Here is a 21,892-nt window from a genome sequence, read left to right on the forward strand (position 1 = left end):
CGGCAGGACGTCGGCGCCGCTCTCCGGTCGCTGGATGGTCACCGCGTCCCCCCTCCGGCGCCGCCGAGCACGCGCGCCCTCGCCCGTGGGTCGCCCTTCGTGAACCTGCGCTCCAGGAAGTACTGCCCGATCATGAAGAGGCTGGTGATCGCCAGGTACCACAGGCACGCGGCCACCAGCATCGGGAACAGCTGGAAGGTCCGGGAACCGATCGCGCTGAGCTGGAAGAACAGCTCGGTGGTCACCGGCACGTAGGCGACCAGGGCGGTGTCCTTCAGCATGGCCACGGTCTCGTTACCGGTGGGCGGCACGATGACGCGCAGCGCCTGCGGCAGCGTGATGCGCCACAGCACCTTCCCGCGGCTCATCCCCAGCGCCTGGGCGGCCTCGGTCTGGCCGCGGTCGACGGACTGCAGGCCGGCGCGCACGATCTCGGCCATGTAAGCGGCCTCGGACAGTGCGAGGGCCAGCAGGCCGGCCATGAAGCCGCTGAGGAAGGTGTTGGCGTCCACGCTGAAGATGCGGGCGTCGCCCTCCAGGCCGAGCCACGGCATCCAGTAGTTGTCGAACGGCAGGCCGATCTCGATCGTCTGGTACAGGATGCCGAGGTTGCCGAACAGCACGGCGAGCACCAGACGGGGCGTCGCCCGGAAGAACCAGGTGTACAGCCAGGCGATGCCGGCCAGGATCGGATTGCTGGACAGGCGCATCACGGCGATGACGACGCCCAGCAGCACCCCGATCACCATGGCGAGCACGGCGAGCAGCAGGGTGGTGCGGACGCCGATGAGGACCGGCGGCAGGAACATGTTCGCGAACATGAATTCCCACTGGAACGCCTCGTTCGTCAGCAGCATGTGCACGAACATGGCGGCCAGCACGAGGATCACCACGGCGGCCACCCAGCGGCCTGGGTGCCGCACCGGCACGGCCTTGATGGGCTCGGCGGGGGACCGCCCCGGCGCCGGGGGTGCCGGCTGGTCCGGGGGGTCAGCGGAAACAGTCACGTTACGGGTGCTTCTTCTACGTCGGGCCGGTCAGGAATCGATGTCGGGGTTGACGGTGGGCGTCTCCACGGCGCCCTGGGTGAGTCCCCACTCGTCCAGGATCTCCTGGTACGTGCCGTCCTCGATGATCGCCGCGTAGCCGGCCGCGATGGCCTCGGCGAGTTCGGTGTCGTCCTTGTTCACCACGGCGCCGTACGGGGCCGCCTCGTACTGTTCGCCGAGCGTCTCCAGCCGTCCGCCGGTCTGCTCGACGGCGTAGACGGCCACGGGCATGTCGGCCAGTCCGGCGCTGTTCCGGCCCGAGACGATCGATTCCGTGGCCTGGTCCTGGCCCTCGTACTGCTCGATGGAGATCGGCTCCTGGCCGTCCTCCTCGCACTGCTCGCTGCGGGCCTCGATGTCGGGAACCTGCACGGTGTCGCTCTGGACGGCCACTCGCAGACCGCAGGCGTTGTCGGGGTCCACGCCGTCGGGGTTGCCGGCCTGGGTGAACCATTGGGTGCCCACGTTGAAGTAGCTCACCATGTTCGCCTGCTCCAGGCGCTCCGCATTGACGGTGAAGGAGGAGACGCCGGCGTCGTAGCGCCCCGAATCCACGCCGGTGATGATGTTGCCGAACGGCGCCGGCTCCCACTGCGTACGGAGCCCGAGCTTGCCGGCCACCGCGTCGAACAGGTCGACGTCGAAACCGATGACCGTGCTGCCGTCGGTGTCCAGGAACTGCCCCGGCGCGTAGCTCGCGTCCACGCCGACGGTGATGACGCCGGCGTCCTGCAGCTCCTGCGGCACGAGTTCGACCAGTTCCGGGTCGGCGGCCACCGAGGGGGAGGGGTCGGCGGTTCCGTCACCGCCGCCTCCACAGGCGGTGACCGCCAGGAGAGAGGCGATGGACACGAGGCCGAGGTACGGCCGGCGGCTGCGGGCAGCCGAGACGATGCGGTGCTTCGGCACTGCCACGTCGGTCTCCTTTGCGCGGGTGGGCCGCTGGTGTCGCCAACCAGCGCGGCACTTGGGGCATTTCATGCTGATTCATGATAAAAGTGCGAGTTGTTCAGCGACCGTCCATCCTGTCGGACCGGCATGCCGGCGGGGGTCACCGTTGTGAGATGATTGTGTAACGGGTGAACCCCGTACCTGCGGCAGCGCCGCGCTCGCTGACAGCCCCGCGCAGACGCACTCCCGTCGCCGGGCCGGGGCCGGGCGCGGAGGCCGCCTTCTCTCGTACCCCGCCGCCGTGCGCTGCGCTGTCTGGGTTTTTTATCTGGATTCCAGCTTGCTGTGTCATCGTCGAGCAGCCGGCGGCGCTTTCGGCCACCCGCCGATCGAACCATCGACGAACGCCACGGCGTCCCATCGCCGGCGTACCAGCATCAGGACCGAGGGGTTTCCCAGTGACCGTTCAGGCACATTCCGATCTCGACGAGGATCCGGCGTTCGCACTGCACCGCGGTGGCAAGCTGCGGGTCGAGTCCTCGGTGGAGGTCACCGACCACGAGGGCCTGGCCCTCGCCTACACGCCCGGCGTGGCCCGCGTCTGCAGTGCGATCGCCGAGAGCCCGGAGCTCGTCGACACCTACACCTGGAAGAGCAAGGTCGTCGCGGTCGTGACCGACGGGTCGGCGGTGCTCGGCCTCGGGGACATCGGCCCGGAAGCGTCGCTGCCGGTCATGGAGGGCAAGTCGCTGCTGTTCAAGCAGTTCGGCGGCATCGACTCGGTCCCGGTCGCGCTGGCCTGCACCGAGGTGGACGACATCGTCGAGACCGTGGTGCGCATGGCGCCGTCGTTCGGCGGGATCAACCTGGAGGACATCTCGGCCCCGCGGTGCTTCGAGATCGAACGCCGGCTGCGCGAGCGACTCGACATCCCGGTGTTCCACGACGACCAGCACGGCACCGCCATCGTGGTGCTCGCGGCGCTGCGCAACGCGGCGCGGCTGACCGGCCGCGGCCTGGGCGACCTGCGAGCGGTCGTCTCCGGGGCCGGGGCCTCGGGGCTGGCGGTGACGCGGATGCTGATCAACGGCGGCATCGGCGACATCGCGGTGGCCGACAGCAGGGGCCTCGTCCACGCCGGCCGGGCCGGGCTGAACGAGGCCAAGACCGAGATCGCCGCCATCAGCAACCGGGCGAACCTGCGCGGCCCGATCGAGACGGCGCTGGAGGGGGCCGACGTGTTCATCGGCCTGTCCTCCGGGCAGGTGCCCGAGGAGGTCGTCGCCACCATGGCGAAGGACGCGATCATCTGCGCCATGGCCAACCCCACCCCCGAGATCCACCCGGACGTCGCCGCTAAGTACGCCGGCGTCGTGGCCACCGGGCGCAGCGACTTCCCGAACCAGATCAACAACGTGCTCGCGTTCCCCGGAGTGTTCCGCGGCGCCCTGGACGCTCGCGCCACCGACATCACGGAGAACATGAAGATCGCGGCGGCCGACGCGCTGGCGGACCTGGTCGGCGACGCCCTCGCGCCGGACTACATCATCCCGAGTTCCTTCGACGAGCGTGTGGTGCCCGCGATCGCCGCGGCCGTGGCGGCGCAGGCCCGGGCCGACGGAGTGGCCAGGGCGTAGCCGGACGACTCTGTACGGTAGTCAATCCGGAGCGGGGTGAGCCCCGCTCCGGATTGTGCTTTTGAGGTGGCGCGGCGCGGCCGGTGGCTCCGGGCGCCGTGTGCCGGTCGTGGCCGCCGGGGGCGGCGGCCGGGGTGTCCGTCCGGGACAGCCCGGGAGGGGTCCGCTGGTGAGGCGGCGGGCTGGTGAGCGTGGCGGTCGGATGGAACAGGGTCGGCGGTGGCCGCCGTCTCCCGGTCTAGAGCCCGGCGCGTTCGACGGCCTGGAGGAAGGCCGCCCACGCGCCGGAGGAGAAGGTGAGTACTACGCTTTCGGGTGCCGTGGAGTCGCGTACCGCGACGTCGAAGCCGAGGTCGGCGACCTCGACGCACTGGCCCCCCTTCGAGGTGCTGTAGGAGCTCGTGCGCCAACGGGTGTTCTCCGTCTGATCCGCGGCCATGCCGCGCCCCCTTCCCTAACCATGGTGTTCCTCGTCTTCCTTCGCGTGCTGGGAGCGGATCCGCTGCTCCACCTCGGTCAGGAAGTCGCGAGTCTCCGCGGGGCTGAGGGCCGCGGTGTGCAGGTGCTCGAAGGCCACCACGAACTCCCGGACCTCTTTCGGCTTTTCGATATAGAGGCTGCTGGTCAGATTTTCCAAATGGACCAGCCTGGGCACGTAAATGTCCGGCTCGGCGAACTCCAGGATGTCGAAGGAGCCGTTGACGCCCGGATGGGCTCCGCGGTCAAAGGGCAGCACCTGCAGGGTTATATGCGGCTTTCGACTCATCTCGACCAGATGGCGTAGTTGGTCGGCCAGTACGAGGGATCCCCCGATGGGGCGGTAGATGGCTGACTCGTCCAGAATGACCCAAACGTCCGGCGGGTTCTCCGCGGTGAGGAGTTCCTGCCGGCGCATCCGGACCGCGGCGCGGCGCTCGACCTCGTCGCCGTCCGTGACGTCGGGATGCGAGGCGAGCAGCGCGCGGACGTAGGGCTCGGTCTGGAAGAGTCCCGGAATGATCTGGGACTGGAAGAACCGGAGCGTGCTGGCCTCGGGCTCCAGCCCGAGGTAGACCTCGAAGCGCTCGGGCAGCACGTCCCCGTAGACGTGCCACCACCCTCGGCGGCGTGACTCCCGGGCCAGCATCACGAGTGTCTGGCGCAGCCCGGGATCCTGCACGTTGTACAGTTCGAGCAGGTCACGTACGTCGTCGGAGTTGGTGGCGACCTGTCCGCGCTCGATCCGGGACAGCTTGCTGCCGGACCAGGACATGCGCTCCGCGGCCTCCTCGCCGGTCATCCCGGCGAGCTCCCGCAGGCGCCGCAATTCGACACCGAGCCGACGGCGGCGGACCGTCGGGTTATAGCCAGCGGCCACCTTAAGCCTCCTTTTCCGGGGGAGAGGCTGAGTCGAGAACGCAAGAAGGCTACTCGACTCCGGGAGTGCGGAAATCCGAAGAGAATTCGCACGGGCAATTGCGGTCCAGGCCAGGGAGCTGCCTGAGGGTCACTATGCCACGGGCCGAATGGCCGCGGAGGCTTTTGCGGTGGGCCGTTATGGCAGATGATCATTCTGTGATCAGCGTGTCTCCGCGCGGGCACGGAACACGGACGCTTCGGGCACGGGTCGCCGGGTGCGGTGGATCACGGCGTTGGTTAGGGTCGGGTCATGTTTGCCGTTACCGCCGAAAGCATCGACCGCGACGACCCACTGTCCGGACTGCGGGCGGGCGAGCGCCCCGACCCCACGGCTCGCGAGGGCTGGGCGACCGTCACCGTCCGGGCGGCGGCGCTCAACCACCACGACCTGTGGAGCCTGCGCGGGGTCGGACTGCCGGCCGACCGGCTGCCCATGGTGCTGGGATGCGACGCCGCCGGGGTGGACGAGGAGGGCAACCCGGTCATCGTGCACGCCGTGATCGGCGACCCCGACGCCGGTGGCGGCGACGAGACCCTCGACCCGCGCAGCTCGCTGCTGTCGGAGCGCTACGACGGCACTCTCGCCGAGAAGGTGACCGTCCCCCGGCGCAACCTGGTCCCCAAACCGGAGGAACTGTCCTTCGAGGAGGCGGCCTGCCTGCCGACCGCCTGGCTGACCGCGTACCGCATGGTGTTCGAGAAGGCCGGCCTGCAGCCCGGCTCCACGGTCCTGGTGCAGGGCGCCGGAGGCGGCGTGGCCAGCGCCCTGATCCGGCTGGCGGCCGCGGTGGGACACCGCGTCTACGCGACGAGCCGGAGCGCCGCCAAGCGGGCGCGAGCGCTGGAGCTCGGCGCGCACGCCGCCTTCGAGACCGGCGCGCGGCTCCCGGAGCGGGTGGACGCCGTCTTCGAGACCGTCGGCGCGGCCACGTGGGCGCACTCGATCAGGTCCGTGCGGCAGGGCGGCCGGATCGTCACCTGCGGCGCCACGAGCGGCGACGCGCCGCCCGCGGAGCTGACCCACGTGTTCTTCCGGCAGCTGTCCGTGGTGGGCTCCACCATGGGCACTCGCGACCAGCTGCGCCGCCTGGCCGAGTTCTGTGTCCGGAGCGGGGTGCGCCCCGAGATCGACCGCGTGCTGCCGCTCGCGGAGGCACGGTCGGGCTTCGCGGCGATGCTGGAGGGCGACCTCTTCGGCAAGATCGTCTTCACCGTGTGACGGCTCCGGCCGGGCGCGAGGGCGCGGCCTGGCACGCCGGTGGGCCGGGACCCCGCGGGGTCCCGGCCCACCGGCGTGCCAGGCGGTTCGCTCAGGCGTTCGGGGACGGATCGTCCGGTCGGCCGTCCCGGTCCCCGGCGGTGCCGGACGGCCCATCCGATCCGTTCGGTCCGCCCGCCCCGGGCGCATCCTCCCGGGTCTCCCGCACCGCCGCGCTCCACGGGTCGCCGCCGTCCGGCGCCGGGGCGCCGTCCCCGTCGGACCGGCCGCCGGCCGGTGCGGAGCCGGTGCGCCCAGCGGCCGGGCCGGACCCACCGGCCTCCTCACGCGCACCCTCGGCACCGCCTTCGGTGGTCCCGCCCCGCGCGTCCCGGCCGCCTTCCGGCGGACCCCAGGACGACACGTCGCGGCGGATCACCTCGATGGTGTCGTCCAGGATCCGGCGCAGGTCCGTGGCCGCGCTCTCGCCGACGTGGCCGGCCTCGCGAACGACGTCGCGAACCCGGTCGGTGAACTCCCGCAGGGTGTGCTCGAAGTCCGGGCGTCCGCCCGCGCCCTGGCCGGGCCGCTTGGACCACGACGCGCCCCACGCCGTGAACCCGTGCGCCAGCTTCTCCCAGTCGCGATCCCACCAGGTACCGCCGCGGTCGCGCTCCTCCTCCGTGGCGCCCGAGGTGCCGCCGTCGGCGCCGGTGCGCTCCCGCGCCGTCTCCTCAGCCGATTCGGAGCCGGCCTGCCGCCAGACGTCCTCCTGGCCGCCCGGCGTGGAGCCGGAGTCGCGGGATCGCTCCGACCGTGCGCGGCGGAAGTCGCCGGCCGCGAACTTCAGCTCCTCGCGCAGCGAGCTGATCGTGTCCCGCACGTCCTGCTTGACGGCGCGCGCCACGTCGCGGACGGAGTCGGTGAGCTCGCGCTCCAGGTCGTCGAGCTCCGCGGAGCGGCTGCGCAGTTCCTCGCGCCCCTTGTCGGTGAGCCGGTAGACCTTGCGTCCGTTCACTTCCTCGTGGGTGACCAGGCCCTCCTCCTCCAGGCGGGCCAGCCGGGGGTAGATCGTGCCGGGGGAGGGGGAGTAGACGCCCAGGAAGCGGTCGCGGAGCAGGCTGATGATCTCGTAGCCGTGCCGTGGGCTCTCGTCCAGCAGCTTCAGCAGGTACAGCCGGAGCCTGCCGTGGCCGAATATCGTGCTCATGCGTCCCCCTTCGGGATGGCGGCCGGAGCGTCGGGCTCGCGGCGCAGCAGCGAGACGGCCCCGGACACGGTGGTGGTGCTGATGCTGGCCGGATCCACCCCGCTGCCGATCTTGCCGGTCAGATTACTGCGGGCGCGGAGGTCGCGCCGATCCAGGCCGAACGCGGAATCCAGCGTGCCGGTGGCGGAGCGGAGCTCCACCGAGGCGGAGGTCTCCGCCGGCACCCGCAGGGCGACGTCGCCGGAGATGGAGGCGAACCGCACCCGTGCGGCCGGGGCCAGGTCCACGTCGGCGAGCAGCTGGCCGGAGGCGGTCTTGGCGGCGACGTCGGCCAGCCGGCCGCCGGCGACCGCGAGCTGGCCGCTCACGCTGCCGAAGCGCAGGCTTCCAGAGACCCCGCGCGCCGCGAGATTGCCGGAGACGGTGTTGACCTCCACGGTCCCGTTCACATCGTCCAGGGTGATGTCGCCGGAGGCGCTGCGCAGCTGGGTCCGGCCGCTCAGGCCAGCGACGACGACGGGCGCCGAAACGGTGGTCACCTCCACCGGGCAGTCCCGGGGCACCCGCACGCTCACCGTGGCGGCGCGCCGCCCGACGGAGCGGTATCCGGCGAGCTGGGCGGGACGCAGCCGGTCCATGAGGCCGCCGCGGGTCAGATCCTCGTAGGTGACCGTGAGGATGCCGGCCTCGTGGGTGACCAGGACGGGCTCACCGGCGATGTCGGAGACCTCGAAGGTCACCGGATCGTCGGTGGGCAGAACGTTCACGTGACCGCCGACGATCCTGATGCGCAGCGCCACGATGCCATCGAGGGTGCGGGTCGTCGACTGGTCGATGGTCCAACGCGCCATCGCAGTCCCTTTCGGTTCTTCTGAGGTACCAGTGGAGTCTCTGAGAGACACGATATGTCGCGTTGGACGGTGACTCAAGATATGTCGCGTCGCACCGTGTGGTTTTCCGGGGAAATCCGGAGGCCGCCAAGGGTTCTCCCGCAGCCCGGCTCCGGGGTGGGCCCGGACGCGGCGGAGGGCCCCAGCCCGTGGCTGGAGCCCTCCGGTTCAACCGCTTCGGTCACCCGTCGTCGTCATCGTCATCCAGCCGGGCCAGCCAGGTGGCCAGCCGCTCGATGGCGGTCTCGAACTCGGGGTTGAGGTCGGTGAACGCCCGCAACTGGTCGGCGAGCCAGGCGAGGGAGACCTCCTCCTCGCCGCGCCGCTGTTCCAGTTCCTCGATACCGCGGTCGGTGAAGTACACGGCTCAGTCCGCCGGCGGGAACACGGTGTTGACCAGCGCCTGCTGCTCCACCTCGTGCCGCTTGGCGGAACCGGCCGCCGGCGACGAGCCCGCCGGGCGGGAGATCCGGGTGAACGGCCGGTCCAGCTGCTCGGAGAAGACCAGCGCCACGAACGGCCACGGCCCCATGTTCGCCGGCTCCTCCTGCACCCACAGCACCTCGCCCGCGTTGGGGAAGGCGGCCAGCTGCTGCCGGATCTCCTCGATCGGCAGCGGGTACAGCCGCTCGACCCGGATCACCGCGGTGCTGGTGTCGCCGGTGCGCTTCCGGGCCGCGTCGAGGTCGTAGTAGACCTTGCCCGAGCAGAGCACCACCCGGCGGACCTCCTCCGGCTTGATGCCGCTGGTGTCCGGGATGAGCGGCCGGAACGAGCCCGAGGTGAACTCCGACGTCGCCGAGGCCGCGGCCTTGAGCCGCAGCATCGACTTCGGGGTGAAGACGATCAGCGGGCGGCCGTACGGCGACTTCACCTGCCAGCGGAGCAGGTGGAAGTAGTTCGCCGGGGTCGTGGGCATCGCGACCGTCATGTTCTCCTGGGCGCACAGCTGCAGGAACCGCTCGATGCGTGCCGAGGAGTGGTCGGGGCCCTGGCCCTCGTAGCCGTGCGGCAGCAGCAGGGTCACGCTGGAGCGCTGCCCCCACTTCTGCTCACTGGCGCTGATGTACTCGTCGATGACGCTCTGCGCGCCGTTGACGAAGTCACCGAACTGCGCCTCCCAGGCCACGAGCGCCTCGGGACGGACCACCGAGTAGCCGTACTCGAAGCCCAGCGCCGCGTACTCGCTGAGCAGCGAGTCGTGCACGTGGAACTTCGAGGTGCCCTTCTCGAACTTCTTGAGCGGGACGTGCACCTCGCCGGTGTTGCGGTCCACCAGCGCGGCGTGCCGCTGGCCGAAGGTGCCCCGCCGGGTGTCCTGGCCCACGAGACGCACCGGGTGGTCCTCGATGAGCAGCGAGCCGATGGCGATCGTCTCGCCCATGGCCCAGTCGATGGCGTCGTCCTGCACCATCTGGGCGCGGCGCTGCAGCTGCGGCTGCAGGCGCGGATGCGGCGTGAAGCCCTCGGGGAGGTCGATCTGGGTCTCGACGACCTGCTTGACGACCTCGTCGGAGACCGCCGTCTCGACCGCCGCGTGGTCGATGCGCTCCTCGTCGAACACCTCGGGCTTGATGACCGCCCCCGGTTCGACCGGCTTCTTGTCGGCCTCACGGGTCTCGGTGAACGCCCGTTCGAGCTGCTGCTGGTAGTCGCGCAGCGCCTGCTCGGCCTCCTCGACGCTGATGTCGCCCCGGCCGATCAGCGCCTCGGTGTAGAGCTTGCGGGTGGAGCGCTTGGCGTCGATGACGTCGTACATCAGCGGCTGGGTGAACGAGGGGTTGTCGGCCTCGTTGTGGCCGCGCCGCCGGTAGCAGACGAGGTCGATCACGACGTCCTTGTTGAACGCCTGCCGGTAGGCGAAGCCGAGCTGCGCCACCCGGACGACCGCCTCGGGGTCGTCGCCGTTGACGTGGAAGATCGGCGCCTGCACCATGCGCGCGACGTCGGTGGCGTAGACGCTGGACCGGCTGTCGGCGGGCGAGGTGGTGAACCCGACCTGGTTGTTCACGATGACGTGCACGGTTCCGCCGGTGCGGTAGCCGCGCAGCTGCGACAGGTTGAGGGTCTCGGCGACCACGCCCTGGCCGGCGAACGCCGCGTCGCCGTGGATCAGGATCGGCAGCACCGTGAAGCCGTGCGGGCCCTTGTTCAGCAGGTCCTGCTTGGCGCGGACGATGCCCTCGGCGACCGGGTTGACCGTCTCCAGGTGGCTCGGGTTGGCCGCCAGCGAGATGGCGATCTTGTCGCCGTCGGGGGTCTCGAAGACGCCCTCGGTGCCCAGGTGATACTTGACGTCACCGGAGCCGTGCGCGCTGCGGGGGTCGAGGTTGCCCTCGAACTCGCCGAAGATCTGGGCGTAGGACTTGCCGCAGATGTTGGCGAGCACGTTCAGCCGGCCACGGTGCGCCATGCCGATGACGACCTCGTCCAGCTCGGCCCGGGCGGCCTTGGAGATGACCCCGTCGAGCAGCGGGATCAGCGACTCACCGCCTTCGAGCGAGAACCGCTTCTGACCCACGTACTTGGTCTGCAGGAAGGTCTCGAACGCCTCGGCGCTGTTCAGCCGGCGCAGGATGTGCAGCTGCTCGCCGCGGCTGACCTTCTCGTGCTCCCGCTCGACGTGCGACTGGATCCACTCGCGCTCTTCGGGGCTCTGGATGTGCATGTACTCGATACCCACCGTGCGGCAGTAGGTGTCGCGCAGCACGCCCAGGATGTCGCGCAGCTTCATGACCGGCTTGCCGCCGAACCCGCCGGTGGGGAACTCGCGCTCCAGGTCCCACAGAGTGAGCCCGTGCTCCAGCACGTCGAGGTCGGGGTGGCGGCGCTGCTTGTACTCCAGCGGGTCGGTGTCGGCCATCAGGTGACCGCGGACCCGGTAGGCGTGGATCAGCTCCTGAACCCGGCTCGCCTTGTCGATCTGGTTGTCGCGGGTCACGGAGATGTCCTGCGTCCAGCGCACCGGCTCGTACGGGATGCGCAGGGCCGCGAAGATCTCGTCGAAGAACCCGTCCTCGCCGAGCAGCAGCTGGTGGATCCGGCGAAGGAACTCACCGGACTGCGCGCCCTGGATGATGCGGTGGTCGTAGGTCGAGGTCAGGGTCATGACCTTGCTGACCGCGAGGTCGTTCAGCGTCGCCGGGGCCATGCCCTGGAACTCGGCCGGGTACTCCATGGCCCCGACGCCGACGATGGTGCCCTGGCCCGGCATGAGCCGCGGGACCGAGTGCACGGTGCCGATGCCGCCGGGGTTGGTCAGGCTGATCGTGGTGCCCTGGAAGTCGGGCACACCGAGCTTGTTGGCCCGCGCCTTGCGCACGAGGTCCTCGTACGCCGTCCAGAACTCCTTGAAGTCCATGGTGTCGGCGGCCTTGATGCTCGGGACGAGCAACTGGCGGGTGCCGTCGGGCTTCTTCAGGTCGATCGCCAGGCCGAAGTTCACGTGCTCCGGCTTGGCCACGCCCGGCTTGCCGTCGATCTCCACGTAGGAGTGGTTCATCTCCGGCATCGCCGCCAGGGCCTTCACCATGGCATAGCCGATGAGGTGGGTGAAGGACACCTTGCCGCCGCTGCCGCGGCGCAGGTGGTTGTTGATGACGATGCGGTTGTCGAAGAGCAGCTTGACGGGGACCGCGCGCACGCTCGTCGCCGTCGGCAGCGCGAGGCTGGACTCCATGTTGGCGGCGGTACGCGCCGGCGCGCCGCGGAGCCGTTCCTCGGTGACCGCCAGCGCGTCATCAGCGGGCGCGGCACCGTTGGTCTTCGCGGGGGAGGCGGGCGCTGCGGGAGCGCTCCTGGGCGCCTTCGCGGCCGGCTTCTTGCCGTCCGCCGCCCGGCCCGGCGCAGCGGGGGCGGCGCCGTTGGCGGTGCCGGTTCCGGCCTTGGCCGCACTGGTGGGCGGAGCACTGGCCCCGCTGGCGCTGGTGGTGCCCGCCTTGTAGTCGGCGAAGAAGTTCCACCATGCCTTATCAACTGAGTTCGGGTCGTTCAGGTACTTCTGGTACAGCTCGTCGACCAACCACTCATTTGGGCCGAAATCTGTCAGGGGTTGAGACGCCTCAGACGACACGGCGGAGATCGCCCTCTTCCGCAGCTCGCTTGTGAATGTGATGGAGAGATGGCCACGGCGCAGGGCGGGCACGGCTCAGCGGCCCTTCGGCCGCGTCGAAACACGCCCGGCCGGCAATCTCGCCTAACAGGCTACTTGGCCGGGCGTCGCAGTGGGGACCCCAGGTCGATCGGGAACTGGGAGATTCCTAACAATTATTCACAAAATCGTCGAGGTTCCGTTGCCGTGTCTGCACGTGCTCCGCATCCGGACCTGCCACGGAGCCACTGCCGGCGGCGGGGAGGCGCACACCGCCATCCCTCCACTTCCCAGCCGGACGTGCGGCTAATCCTCGTTGCCGAAGGCGATTAGCGGAACCCGTGCGCCGCCCGCCGCGTCCCACGGAGACCGGTGCGCGGGCGGCCCGGGACGCGGCGGCGCGGCGGACCGACGGGGGCTCCGCCGAACCGCCCTCCCGGGGCCCGCCATCGGCCGGAACTCCTTCCCGTTGGCCGGAACCGGCCGGGCCACACCGGTCGTTGCGGGGACTGGGGAGCGGCGAGCCGCCGAGCGTCCGGAGGCGTCGATGCCCTTGCGCGTAGCGCCTTTCGCGTCGGCGGTGGAGGGGAGTGAGGCGGTGAGCGCGACCGGTGACACACAGCGGCGAGCCGCCGAGCGTCCGGAGGCGTCGATGCCCTTGCGCGTAGCGCCTTTCGCGTCGGCGGTGGAGGGGAGTGAGGCGGTGAGCGCGACCGGTGACACACAGCGGCGAGCCGCCGAGCGTCTGGAGGCGTCGATGCCCTTGCGCGTAGCGCCTTTCGCGTTGGCGGTGGAGGGGAGCGAGGTGGCGAGTGCGACCAGGGGCACAGGGCGGCGAGCCGCCGAGCGTCCGGAGGCGTCGATGCCCGCCGCCGTAGGCCGGACCGCGTCGCGCGCATCTCCTCGCGAATCGGGTAGTTAGTGTCGAGGTCATCGAGTCCCCAGGTCATGGGCGTAACCGGCGCCATGGTGCGAGCAAGGAGGAAACATGACTGACCTGCGGTTCGACGGGCGTGTCGCCCTCATTACGGGGGCGGGCCAGGGACTGGGCCGGGCACACGCCCTCGAACTCGCCGCGCGCGGCGCGAAGGTCGTCGTGAACGACGTCGGTGGGCGGGTCGACGGCACCGTGGAGCGGCGCGCGGGCGAGCCCCCGGAGCGGCCGACGGTTCCGCAGGGCCCGGCCGCGTCGATTGCGGAGGGCCACGAGGCGACGAGCGGGACCCGGAACGCGGACTCCGCCGCGGACCCCGGTTCGGCCGCGGCGGTCGTGGAGCTGATCCGGAAGAGCGGTGGCACGGCGGTCGCCGACACCAGCGACGTCGCGACCGAGGAGGGGGCACAGGCGCTGGTCGACACGGCGCTGGACGCCTTCGGCCGGGTCGACATCGTCGTCAACAACGCCGGGATCCTGCGCGACCGGTCGTTCAAGAACATCACGGTGGCCGAGTGGGACGCCGTCATCGGCGTCCACCTCCGCGGGTCGTTCCTGGTGGCCCGCGCGGCCTTCTGCCATCTGCGGGAGCACGGCTACGGCCGCATCGTCAACACCGCGTCGCCGTCCGGTCTGTTCGGCAACTTCGGGCAGAGCAACTACGCCGCGGCCAAGATGGGCGTCGTCGGCCTCACCCGGGCGCTCGCCATCGAGGGCGCCCAGTACGACATCACCGCCAACGCCATCGCCCCGGTCGCCTACACCAGGATGAGCGAGGAGCGGTTCCCCGCCGAAGTGGCACGGCGGCTCGCGCCGGAGCACGTCTCGCCGCTGGTCGCATGGCTGGCGCACGAGGATTGCCCCACCACCGGCGAGGTGTACACGGTGGGCGGTGGCCGGATCGCGCGGGTGTTCGTCGCCGAGGGGCCCGGCGTGCTGCTGCCCGGCGCCACCGCCGAGGACATCCTCGACAACTGGCCGGACATCAACGCGGAGCGGCCGTTCGTCATCCCGCACAGCCTGGCGGAACACACCGAGGGGCACCTGCAAGGCGGGACTCCGGATCGGTAGCCCGGCCGCCATGCCGACGGCCCGGATCACGCTGCCGTGAAACGGCGTCAGAAGTCCCGAAATAGGGGTGAGTTTACGGTCGGCAGCGGCATATCGTGCGCTTTCCCTCGGAGGATGAGTCGGATCCGCGTGGTCCGCTCCGTTTCGCCGCGAGCGTCCGACCCCGGCTCCTAGCATGTCCACTCGGAGCCGGGGAGGGTGGTCCGCAGGTGGGGGAGAGGATGCAGGTGAAGGAGTTCGGCGAGCTGGAGTCCGCGATCATGGACGCCCTCTGGAGGGCCGATCGGCCGCTCGCGGTCCGAGAGGTGCGCGAAACGATGACCTACCACCGCGATATCGCCTACACGACCGTGATGACCGTCGCCAACATCCTCTTCCACAAGGGCCTGCTGGACCGTGAGAAGTCGGGGCGGGCCTGGCGCTACTGGCCGCGCGAGTCCCGCGAGGAGCACACCGCGCGGGTCATGAGCGAGGTCCTGAGCGGGAGCGGTGACCCGGGAGCCACCATGCTCCGCTTCGTCGAGGGGTTCACCGACGAGGAGGTGGCCCGGCTGCACGAGGTGCTCGCCGAGGTCCGGACCCGGCGGACGCTCGCCTCCTGAACCCGGTGGCGGATGCGGCGAGAAGCATGGGGAGCCGGCGACGGCCGGAAGAACGCGGAAACGGGGGAGCGATGGACCGTCTGGTTCTCGGTCAGGGATGGTCGATCGACGACTACGAGCGCCTGCGCGGCCGAAGGGCGAGCCGGTCGGCGTCGGCCGCCGCACCATCGGCCGGGGCGGGTGTGCCCACACCGCGCGGCGAGACCGCGCCGCCGACCCGGCGCGGCCGGCTGGCCGACGGGCTCGTGGGGCAGCGGACGGACGGCTGCGCCGACGCCGCCCACTGGCACGTCACGGGAGCGCCCTGGCGCTGAGGTACGCGGCAGCGGGCGTGGGTCGCTTCGCCGTCGATGCGGGGGGCCTTCGGCGTGGGCGTCGACGACTGTGGTCGGCTCGGCGGCGCATCGCGGTTTTGTGGTCGCGTTTGCCGCCTCGCTCTCCTTCGCCGCCGACGCGGGGGGCCTTCGGCGTGGGCATCGACGACTCCGGTTCGCTCGGCGGCGCACCGCTCACGTGCGGCGGGGGGTCGCGGCTATGCTGGCCTGCTGTGGACGAACCGCTCGTCGCGCGGATGCGGGGGTTCGGCGAGACGATCTTCGCCGAGATGACCCGGCTTGCCGTGGAGACCGATTCCATCAACCTGGGCCAGGGCTTCCCGGACACGGACGGCCCGCCCTCGCTGCTCGCCGGCGCGGCCCGGCGGATCGAGCAGGGCGTCAACCAGTACCCGCCGGGGCCGGGGCGGCCGGAGTTGCGGGCCGCCGTCGCCGCCGACCGTGCGGCCAGGTACGGACTGGAGTACGACCCCGACTCCGAGGTCTACGTGACCGTGGGCGCCACGGCGGGGATCACCGCCGCGGTGCTGGGGCTGGTCGAGCCGGGCGATGAGGTCGTCGTCTTCGAGCCGGTGTACGACTCCTATCCCGCCGCCATCGCCATGGCCGGCGGGGTGCGCCGCGCGGTGACGCTGCGGCCCGGTCCCCCCGACGAAGGCGGCCGGTTCGTCTTCGATCCCGACGAACTGCGCGCCGCTGTGGGGCCGCGCACGCGGGCGATCATCGTGAACTCCCCGCACAATCCCACCGGAACCGTGCTCACGGCCGAGGAATTCGGCGTGATCGCGGACGTCTGCCAGGAACACGACGTCATCGCGATCACCGACGAGGTGTACGAGCACCTCACCTTCGACGGCGTCGCGCACGTCCCGCTGGCCACCCTGCCGGGCATGCGCGAGCGCACGCTGGCCGTCTCCTCCGCCGGTAAGACGTTCTCCGTCACCGGCTGGAAGACCGGATGGGTCATGGGACCGGCCGCCCTGGTGCGCGCGGTGCAGACGGTCAACCAGTTCCTCACCTTCACCGCCAACGGGGCGCTGCAACTCGCGGTCGCCGACGCGCTGCGCGACGAGATGGACTGGGTGCGCGCGCAGCGTGCGGCGCTGCAGCGGAAGCGCGACCGGCTCTCCGAGGGGCTGCGGGCCGCCGGTTTCACGGTGCTGCGCCCGCAGGGCACCTACTTCGTGATGGCCGACATCCGGCCGCTCGGGCTGACCGAGGGCGTGGAACTCGCCCGCACGCTGCCGCGCACCGCGCGGGTGGCCGCCGTCCCGGCGCAGGTGTTCTACGACCACCCCGATGAGGGGCGGCATTTGGTGCGGTTCGCGTTCTGCAAGCGCGACGAGGTTCTCGACGAGGCGGTCGCGCGGCTCGGAGCGCTGTCTCCGGCGTGAGGCCGAGCCGCCGACGGCCGGCGCGTCACCCGGGCAGTCGCTCCAGCACGCGCAGCGAGCCCACGGCGCGGCGCTCCGCGAACAGGCCGGAGTCGAGGGCGCGGCGGTAGACGTGGTAGGGCGGCCGGCCGCCGTCGGCGGGGTCGGGGAACACGTCGTGGATGACCAGCGCCCCTCCGGGACGCACGTGCGGGCTCCAGCCGGCGTAGTCGGCTTGGGCGGCTTCTTCGGTGTGGCCGCCGTCGATGAACACCATCCCGAGCGGCGCCGTCCACAGCCTGGCGACGTCAGAGGAGCGGCCGACGACGGCGATGACGTGGTCCTCGATGCCGGCGGCGGTGATCGTCCGCCGGAACTCGGTCAGAGTGTCGAGGCGGCCGGTCGCCGGGTCCACCAGGGACGGGTCGTGGTACTCCCAGCCCTCCTGGTGCTCCTCCGAGCCGCGGTGGTGGTCCACGGTGACCACGGTTCCGCCGGTCCGTGCGGCCGCCGCACCCAGGTAGACCGTGGATTTGCCGCAGTAGCTGCCGATCTCCAGTACCGGTCCGAGCGGGGCGTGCGCCAAGGCCGTCTCGTACAGTGCGATTCCCTCGTCGGCCGGCATGAAGCCCTTCGCGGACTCGGCGACGCGCAGCAGCGCGGACGGGATGGGGTCGGTGGTCACTCGGCGTCTTCCTTCCATTGGCGGTGTTCCGGATTCGCCGGGGACGGTCCATTCGGGCACAGCGCAGGTTATCCACAGCCGGGCATCCGGGGTGGCGGCGCGGCTCCCGTCCCGGTGAACTGGAAAGCGGAACACCGCCGCGGTGGTGGCGGGCGGCCAGTGGAGCGAAGAGAGGGCGGCATGGTGGGGAAGCGGCGGCATATGGGCCGGAAGGGCGGGTCGGCAGCGGCAACGGTCGGCCCCATATCGGGGTTCCGGATATCGGGCGCGCATGGCGGCCGTGCGGCGCGCCGCCGGGTCGTCGGCGGCGTGCGGAAACCCGATCCGTCTCACCCTCGCGGCGTCCCCGGTGACGTCCTGACTGATCAGCGCGGCGCGCGTCGGCAATGGTCCAGATGGAGGGGGTCGGCGGCCCTCCCGGACCGCTCGTTCGGTTGCTCAGTGCGGGTATCGTGTTTCGGAGGGTTTCGGCGGACCCCCGCAGCGCCGGCCCCAATTCCCGCTTAATTTCGCTGAACCAGATCGGCCCACGTCCGCGTCATACGTATATAGCGCCGCACGTTGGGGGCATCGAAACCAGGGGGCTACCAACTGAGCGAGAGCAATAACGGCGACGGCCCCTCCGAGCCGCGCCCCGAAGCTGACACTCCCGAGACCGGCAACTCTCCTGCGAAGAACGACGTGGATTCCAAGCAGCCAGACCCCAAGGACTCCGCTGGTGACGGCACCGGCGACCACCCCAGCGGCCCCGAGGACGCTGGAAACGACGTGACCCCCGCGGGGGACGACGGACCCGCCGCGGCGACCTCGCGCGCCGACGAGCCCGGATCCGGCACCGACGCCGAGAAACCCCCGGCCGAGGACGCGTCCGGGAGTTCCGCCGACTCCGCAGCGGCCGATTCGCCGACCGGCGGTACCGACGACGTGCGGGAGGCGGGCGCCGCCGACGAGGCGGAGTTCAACTGGTTCTCCGCGTCATCCGACTCGCCGGCCGCAGGGTCCGACGACTCCACCACCACCCCCTCCAGCGACGAGGAGAGTACCGCGCCCGAGGGCGCGGGCGGCTCCGCGGCCCCGTCCGGGGCGGCCGGCGAATCCGGCGCCTCCACGGATTCCGATTCCACTGACGCCGATTCGGCGACGGAGGACGCGTCCCCCTACCTCGCCGCGAGCGCGTTCGAGGACAGTGGCAGCTTCTTCCGTGACAAGGTCGCGCGCAGCCTGGCCGAGCAGTACGGGCTGGACCTGCAGCCCGATGGCACCATCCGCGCGACCGACGACCACGCCGCGTCGGGGGACGCGGCCGAGGCGGCCCCCGCCTCCGGTCCGGACGACGCGGAGGAGGCCGTGGCGGCCGCCGACGCGGGCGCGACGCCTCCCGGACCCGCCGCCGACGGTGCGGCCGAGTCCGCCGCAGAGCCCGTCGCCCCGCACGGCGCGGAGGAGGGCCCGGTCAACGAGGACCGTGCCGCCGACGAAGACTCGGCCGCTCCCCAGGCCGCTGACGACCCGGTTCACGAACCCGAGCCCGCCGGTGACCAGGCCGGCGGAACGGCCGGCGTGGCCGCGGGCTGGGACCCCGAAGGTACGGCCGAGTTCACGCCGGTCTTCGAGGACGATGACGACCACCACGCCGAACCACCCGCCGCCGAGGCGCGGCCCGACGCGCCGGAAACGGTGCCTGGCGCGTCCGGCACCCCGGCATCGGCCGGTTCCGGCGGTGCCGGCTGGGATCCGGAAGGTACGGCCGAGTTCACCCCGGTCTTCGACGACGATGACGACGAGGCCGAGGCGGTCTCCGGGGCGTCCACGGCCGAGGGCCCGGACTCCCGAGCCGCCGACCAGGCCGATGACGCGCGCGCGGCCGAGGCGCCGGGTTCGGCCGCCTCCGGTGCGGGTGGCGCGGTTCCGGGCTGGGACCCCGAGGGCACGGCGGAGTTCACGCCGGTCTTCGACGACGATGACGATGATGCGGCGGACGCGTCCGCCGCATCGGGCGGTGTGGGTCCGGCCGCTCCGGCATCGGGTGACGGCACGCCGCACAGCGGACGTCCGGCCTTCGAGCCGGCGCCCGACCCCCCGTCCCCGGCCGACACCGATTCCGCCACCGCCGCGCAGGACGCCGCGGCCGCCGCCCTCGGCGCCACCGGCGTTGCGGCGGGCGCCGGGTTCGCGGCGGGGGCCGCCGCCGCGGCGGCGAGCGGCGGTGCCGCGGACGGGCCGCCCGCCGACTCCACCACGGCCGCGGGAGCCGGCGCGGTTCCGCCGAAGCCCGCCAAGCGCGGTAAGCCCGGGAAACCCGGCAAGCCGGGCAAGGGGAAGGCGGCAGCGGCCGGCTCCGGTCCCAAGAACGGCAAGCCCAAGAAGAAGAAACCGCTGTGGTGGCGGCTCACCCGGGGCGGGCTCATCGCCGTGGGCGTCTGCCTCGTGCTCGGCCTCGCCGGCTTCGGCGTCGCCTACGCCATGATCCCGGTCCCCGAGGACGCCCAGGAGCAGGCCACCGACGAGGGCTCCACGTTCTACTACGCCGACGGCGAGACGGTGTTCGCCGAGCGTGGCGTCAACCGCGACCCGGTCAGTCTTGACGAGATCCCGAAGGACGTCCAGAACGCCATCCTCTCGGCCGAGGACCGCGGGTTCTGGACGGAGCCGGGCGTCTCGATCCGCGGCACCATCCGCGCCGGGTGGTCCACCCTCACGGGCCAGCAGTTGCAGGGCGGGTCGACCATCACTCAGCAGATGGTCCGCAACTACTACGAGGGGCTCAGCCAGGAGCAGACGATCTCCCGCAAGCTCAAGGAGATCATCATCTCCATCAAGGTGGACCAGTTGCAGTCCAAGGACTGGATCCTGGAGCAGTACCTCAACACCATCTACTTCGGGCGCAACGCCTACGGCATCCAGGCCGCAGCGCAGGCGTACTACCACAAGGACGTTGCCGACCTCACCCCCGCGGAGGCGGCCTTCCTCGCCGCCGCCATCCAGCAGCCCACCAAGTTCGGCCTGGCCGATAGCGAGACCACGCCGGAGATGGAGCAGCGCTGGCAGTACGTGGTCAACGGCCTGGTCACGATGGAGTCCATCACTCCCGACCAGGCGGCGGAGTACGAGTTCCCGCGGCCCGAGCACGAGGTGCCACAGGAGGGCATCGACCTCAGCGGGTACAACGGCTACATGCTCCAGCAGGCCATGGCCGAACTGGAGAGTCTGGGCTACACCGAGGACAACATCAACCGGGGCGGCTACCAGATCACCACGACCTTCGACCAGGACCTGATGGAAGCGGCCAGGGAGGCGGTCGAGTCGAACGTCCCGGTGGACGACCTGCCCGAGGGCGTCCAGGCCGGGCTGACCGCCATCGATCCGGCCACCGGTGAGGTGGTGGCCTTCTACGGTGGCTCGGACTACAACGAGAACCAGTACGACAGCGCCTTCCGTGGCGCAGCGCAGGCGGGTTCGGCGTTCAAGCCGTACGTGCTCGCCGCCGCGCTGGAGAACGGCTTCAACCTGAACACCGTCGTCGACGGCAGTTCCCCGCAGTTCTTCAACGGCAGCGAGGTCCGCAACGCCGGTGGCGAACCCGGTGGGGCGATGAACCTCATCGAGGCCACCCGCCGGTCCAACAACACCGGGTACATCAACCTGGCGTTGCAGGTGGGCCTGGAGAACGTGGTCGACATCGCGCACGCGGCCGGCATCCCCGACAACCGGATCACCGAGGATCAGGCGGCGGCGCCGACCCTCGCCCTCGGGGTGTCCGATGTCAGCCCGGTCGACCAGGCGAGCGGCTACTCCACGTTCGCCAACGGGGGCCAGCACGTCGATGCGCACGTCGTGCGCTCCATCGTCAACCGGGATGGCGAGGACGAGCGCGAGCCGGTCGAGACGAACCGGGTGATCAGCGAGGGGGCGGCGGCGGACGTCACCCACGCGCTGCGCCAGGTCGTCACGAGCGGCACCGGTACCGGCGCGAACCTGCCCGACGGGCGGCCGGTGGCCGGTAAGACCGGTACCACCGACAGCAGCGTCGCGGCCTGGTTCGTCGGTTACACCCCGCAGCTGTCCACCGCGGTCGGCATTTACAACGGCAACAACCAGCCGTTCGTGGTGCCCGGGTACGGTCAGCTGTCCGGCGGCTCGCTCCCGACCACGGTCTGGCGGTCGTTCATGGCCGCCGCCATGGAGGGCGAGGAGGTCGAGTCCTTCCCCGAGCCGACCTTCGGTGGCACCACCGAGAACTTCGCGCCTGATGTGCCGGCGCCCGGCGCGAGCAACGAGCAGGAGGCGCCGCCCGCGGAACCCGATCCGCCGGTGGAGAGCACGCCGCAGGAGCCGCCGCCCGTCGAGCCGCCTCCCGTGGAACCGCCGCCGGGGGGTGAGCCGGAGCAGCCCGATCCCGGCTTCCCACCGCCGGACGGTGGCTCCGGAGGCGAGGAACCCCCGCCAGAGGAGGGGACCGGCGGTCCGGCCTGGCCCGGATAACCGCGACCGCCCGCGCCGTTCAGCACACCGATGCCGGCGGGCGCACC

Annotated in this window: 16 protein-coding genes; 7 read left to right on the forward strand and 9 right to left on the reverse strand. The window is 71.2% G+C overall.

Translation table 11 applies throughout. The annotated features are described in order from the left end of the window. Nucleotides 1-38 precede the first annotated feature (38 nt). Nucleotides 39-1,007, reverse strand: coding sequence for an amino acid ABC transporter permease (locus ACFQRF_RS08275; protein ID WP_379870187.1), 969 nt, complete (start codon nucleotides 1,005-1,007; stop codon nucleotides 39-41). Between the two features lie 30 nt (nucleotides 1,008-1,037). After that, nucleotides 1,038-1,964 (reverse strand): ABC transporter substrate-binding protein, encoded by a 927-nt coding sequence (locus ACFQRF_RS08280; protein WP_379870189.1) that lies wholly within the window; start codon nucleotides 1,962-1,964, stop codon nucleotides 1,038-1,040. 434 nt (nucleotides 1,965-2,398) lie between these two features. Between ACFQRF_RS08280 and ACFQRF_RS08285 the strand changes: the two genes are divergently transcribed. After that, the gene (locus ACFQRF_RS08285; RefSeq protein WP_379870191.1) at nucleotides 2,399-3,577 is read left to right on the forward strand and encodes an NAD(P)-dependent malic enzyme; all 1,179 of its coding nucleotides are present in this window, start codon (nucleotides 2,399-2,401) and stop codon (nucleotides 3,575-3,577) included. Between the two features lie 238 nt (nucleotides 3,578-3,815). Here ACFQRF_RS08285 and ACFQRF_RS08290 read toward each other — a convergent pair whose 3' ends face one another. Together ACFQRF_RS08290 and ACFQRF_RS08295 are read right to left on the reverse strand one after the other, a co-directional pair. After that, on the reverse strand, nucleotides 3,816-4,016 hold the full coding sequence (locus tag ACFQRF_RS08290) for a DUF397 domain-containing protein (RefSeq protein ID WP_379870193.1): 201 nt from the start codon (nucleotides 4,014-4,016) through the stop codon (nucleotides 3,816-3,818). A gap of 15 nt (nucleotides 4,017-4,031) precedes the next feature. After that, entirely contained in the window at nucleotides 4,032-4,934 is a 903-nt protein-coding gene (locus tag ACFQRF_RS08295) for a helix-turn-helix domain-containing protein (protein WP_379870194.1), read from the reverse strand. Nucleotides 4,935-5,225: 291 nt separating this feature from the next. Here ACFQRF_RS08295 and ACFQRF_RS08300 point away from each other — a divergent pair, with 291 nt between their 5' ends. Beyond that, complete coding sequence (locus ACFQRF_RS08300) at nucleotides 5,226-6,194, forward strand: zinc-binding dehydrogenase (RefSeq protein WP_379870196.1); 969 nt, start codon at nucleotides 5,226-5,228, stop codon at nucleotides 6,192-6,194. Nucleotides 6,195-6,285: 91 nt separating this feature from the next. Here the strand turns inward: ACFQRF_RS08300 and ACFQRF_RS08305 are convergent, their stop codons facing one another. The 4 genes from ACFQRF_RS08305 to ACFQRF_RS08320 all read right to left on the reverse strand — a co-directional run bounded on the left by ACFQRF_RS08305 (nucleotide 6,286) and on the right by ACFQRF_RS08320 (nucleotide 12,345). Continuing rightward, complete coding sequence (locus tag ACFQRF_RS08305) at nucleotides 6,286-7,383, reverse strand: PadR family transcriptional regulator (RefSeq protein WP_379870197.1); 1,098 nt, start codon at nucleotides 7,381-7,383, stop codon at nucleotides 6,286-6,288. Next, nucleotides 7,380-8,234, reverse strand: coding sequence for a DUF4097 family beta strand repeat-containing protein (locus ACFQRF_RS08310; RefSeq protein ID WP_379870198.1), 855 nt, complete (start codon nucleotides 8,232-8,234; stop codon nucleotides 7,380-7,382). Before ACFQRF_RS08310 ends, ACFQRF_RS08305 begins: the two co-directional genes overlap by 4 nt. A 220-nt stretch (nucleotides 8,235-8,454) precedes the next feature. Then, nucleotides 8,455-8,637, reverse strand: a complete 183-nt coding sequence (locus ACFQRF_RS08315) for a DUF6104 family protein (protein ID WP_379870199.1) — start codon at nucleotides 8,635-8,637, stop codon at nucleotides 8,455-8,457. Between the two features lie 3 nt (nucleotides 8,638-8,640). Then, a complete protein-coding gene (locus ACFQRF_RS08320) occupies nucleotides 8,641-12,345 on the reverse strand; it encodes a multifunctional oxoglutarate decarboxylase/oxoglutarate dehydrogenase thiamine pyrophosphate-binding subunit/dihydrolipoyllysine-residue succinyltransferase subunit (protein ID WP_379870201.1) in 3,705 nt (1,234 codons plus the stop codon). 1,006 nt (nucleotides 12,346-13,351) lie between these two features. On the opposite strand from ACFQRF_RS08320, the gene ACFQRF_RS08325 reads away from it, so the two are divergent. The 4 genes from ACFQRF_RS08325 to ACFQRF_RS08340 all read left to right on the forward strand — a co-directional run bounded on the left by ACFQRF_RS08325 (nucleotide 13,352) and on the right by ACFQRF_RS08340 (nucleotide 16,699). Next, nucleotides 13,352-14,368 (forward strand): SDR family NAD(P)-dependent oxidoreductase, encoded by a 1,017-nt coding sequence (locus tag ACFQRF_RS08325; RefSeq protein WP_379870203.1) that lies wholly within the window; start codon nucleotides 13,352-13,354, stop codon nucleotides 14,366-14,368. Nucleotides 14,369-14,589: 221 nt separating this feature from the next. Beyond that, nucleotides 14,590-14,970 carry a BlaI/MecI/CopY family transcriptional regulator gene (locus ACFQRF_RS08330; RefSeq protein WP_379870430.1) on the forward strand — a complete coding sequence of 127 codons (381 nt, stop codon included), beginning with the start codon at nucleotides 14,590-14,592 and terminating at the stop codon, nucleotides 14,968-14,970. Between the two features lie 71 nt (nucleotides 14,971-15,041). After that, nucleotides 15,042-15,284 carry a hypothetical protein gene (locus ACFQRF_RS08335; RefSeq protein WP_379870204.1) on the forward strand — a complete coding sequence of 81 codons (243 nt, stop codon included), beginning with the start codon at nucleotides 15,042-15,044 and terminating at the stop codon, nucleotides 15,282-15,284. A gap of 233 nt (nucleotides 15,285-15,517) precedes the next feature. After that, nucleotides 15,518-16,699, forward strand: a complete 1,182-nt coding sequence (locus ACFQRF_RS08340) for a pyridoxal phosphate-dependent aminotransferase (RefSeq protein WP_379870206.1) — start codon at nucleotides 15,518-15,520, stop codon at nucleotides 16,697-16,699. A 25-nt stretch (nucleotides 16,700-16,724) separates the two neighbouring features. Here the strand turns inward: ACFQRF_RS08340 and ACFQRF_RS08345 are convergent, their stop codons facing one another. Beyond that, entirely contained in the window at nucleotides 16,725-17,381 is a 657-nt protein-coding gene (locus ACFQRF_RS08345; protein ID WP_379870208.1) for a class I SAM-dependent methyltransferase, read from the reverse strand. Between the two features lie 663 nt (nucleotides 17,382-18,044). Here ACFQRF_RS08345 and ACFQRF_RS08350 point away from each other — a divergent pair. Next, nucleotides 18,045-21,845, forward strand: a complete 3,801-nt coding sequence (locus ACFQRF_RS08350) for a transglycosylase domain-containing protein (RefSeq protein WP_379870210.1) — start codon at nucleotides 18,045-18,047, stop codon at nucleotides 21,843-21,845. Nucleotides 21,846-21,892 lie beyond the last annotated feature (47 nt).

Source organism: Marinactinospora rubrisoli, assembly GCF_042664915.1.
Classification (GTDB): domain Bacteria; phylum Actinomycetota; class Actinomycetes; order Streptosporangiales; family Streptosporangiaceae; genus Marinitenerispora; species Marinitenerispora rubrisoli.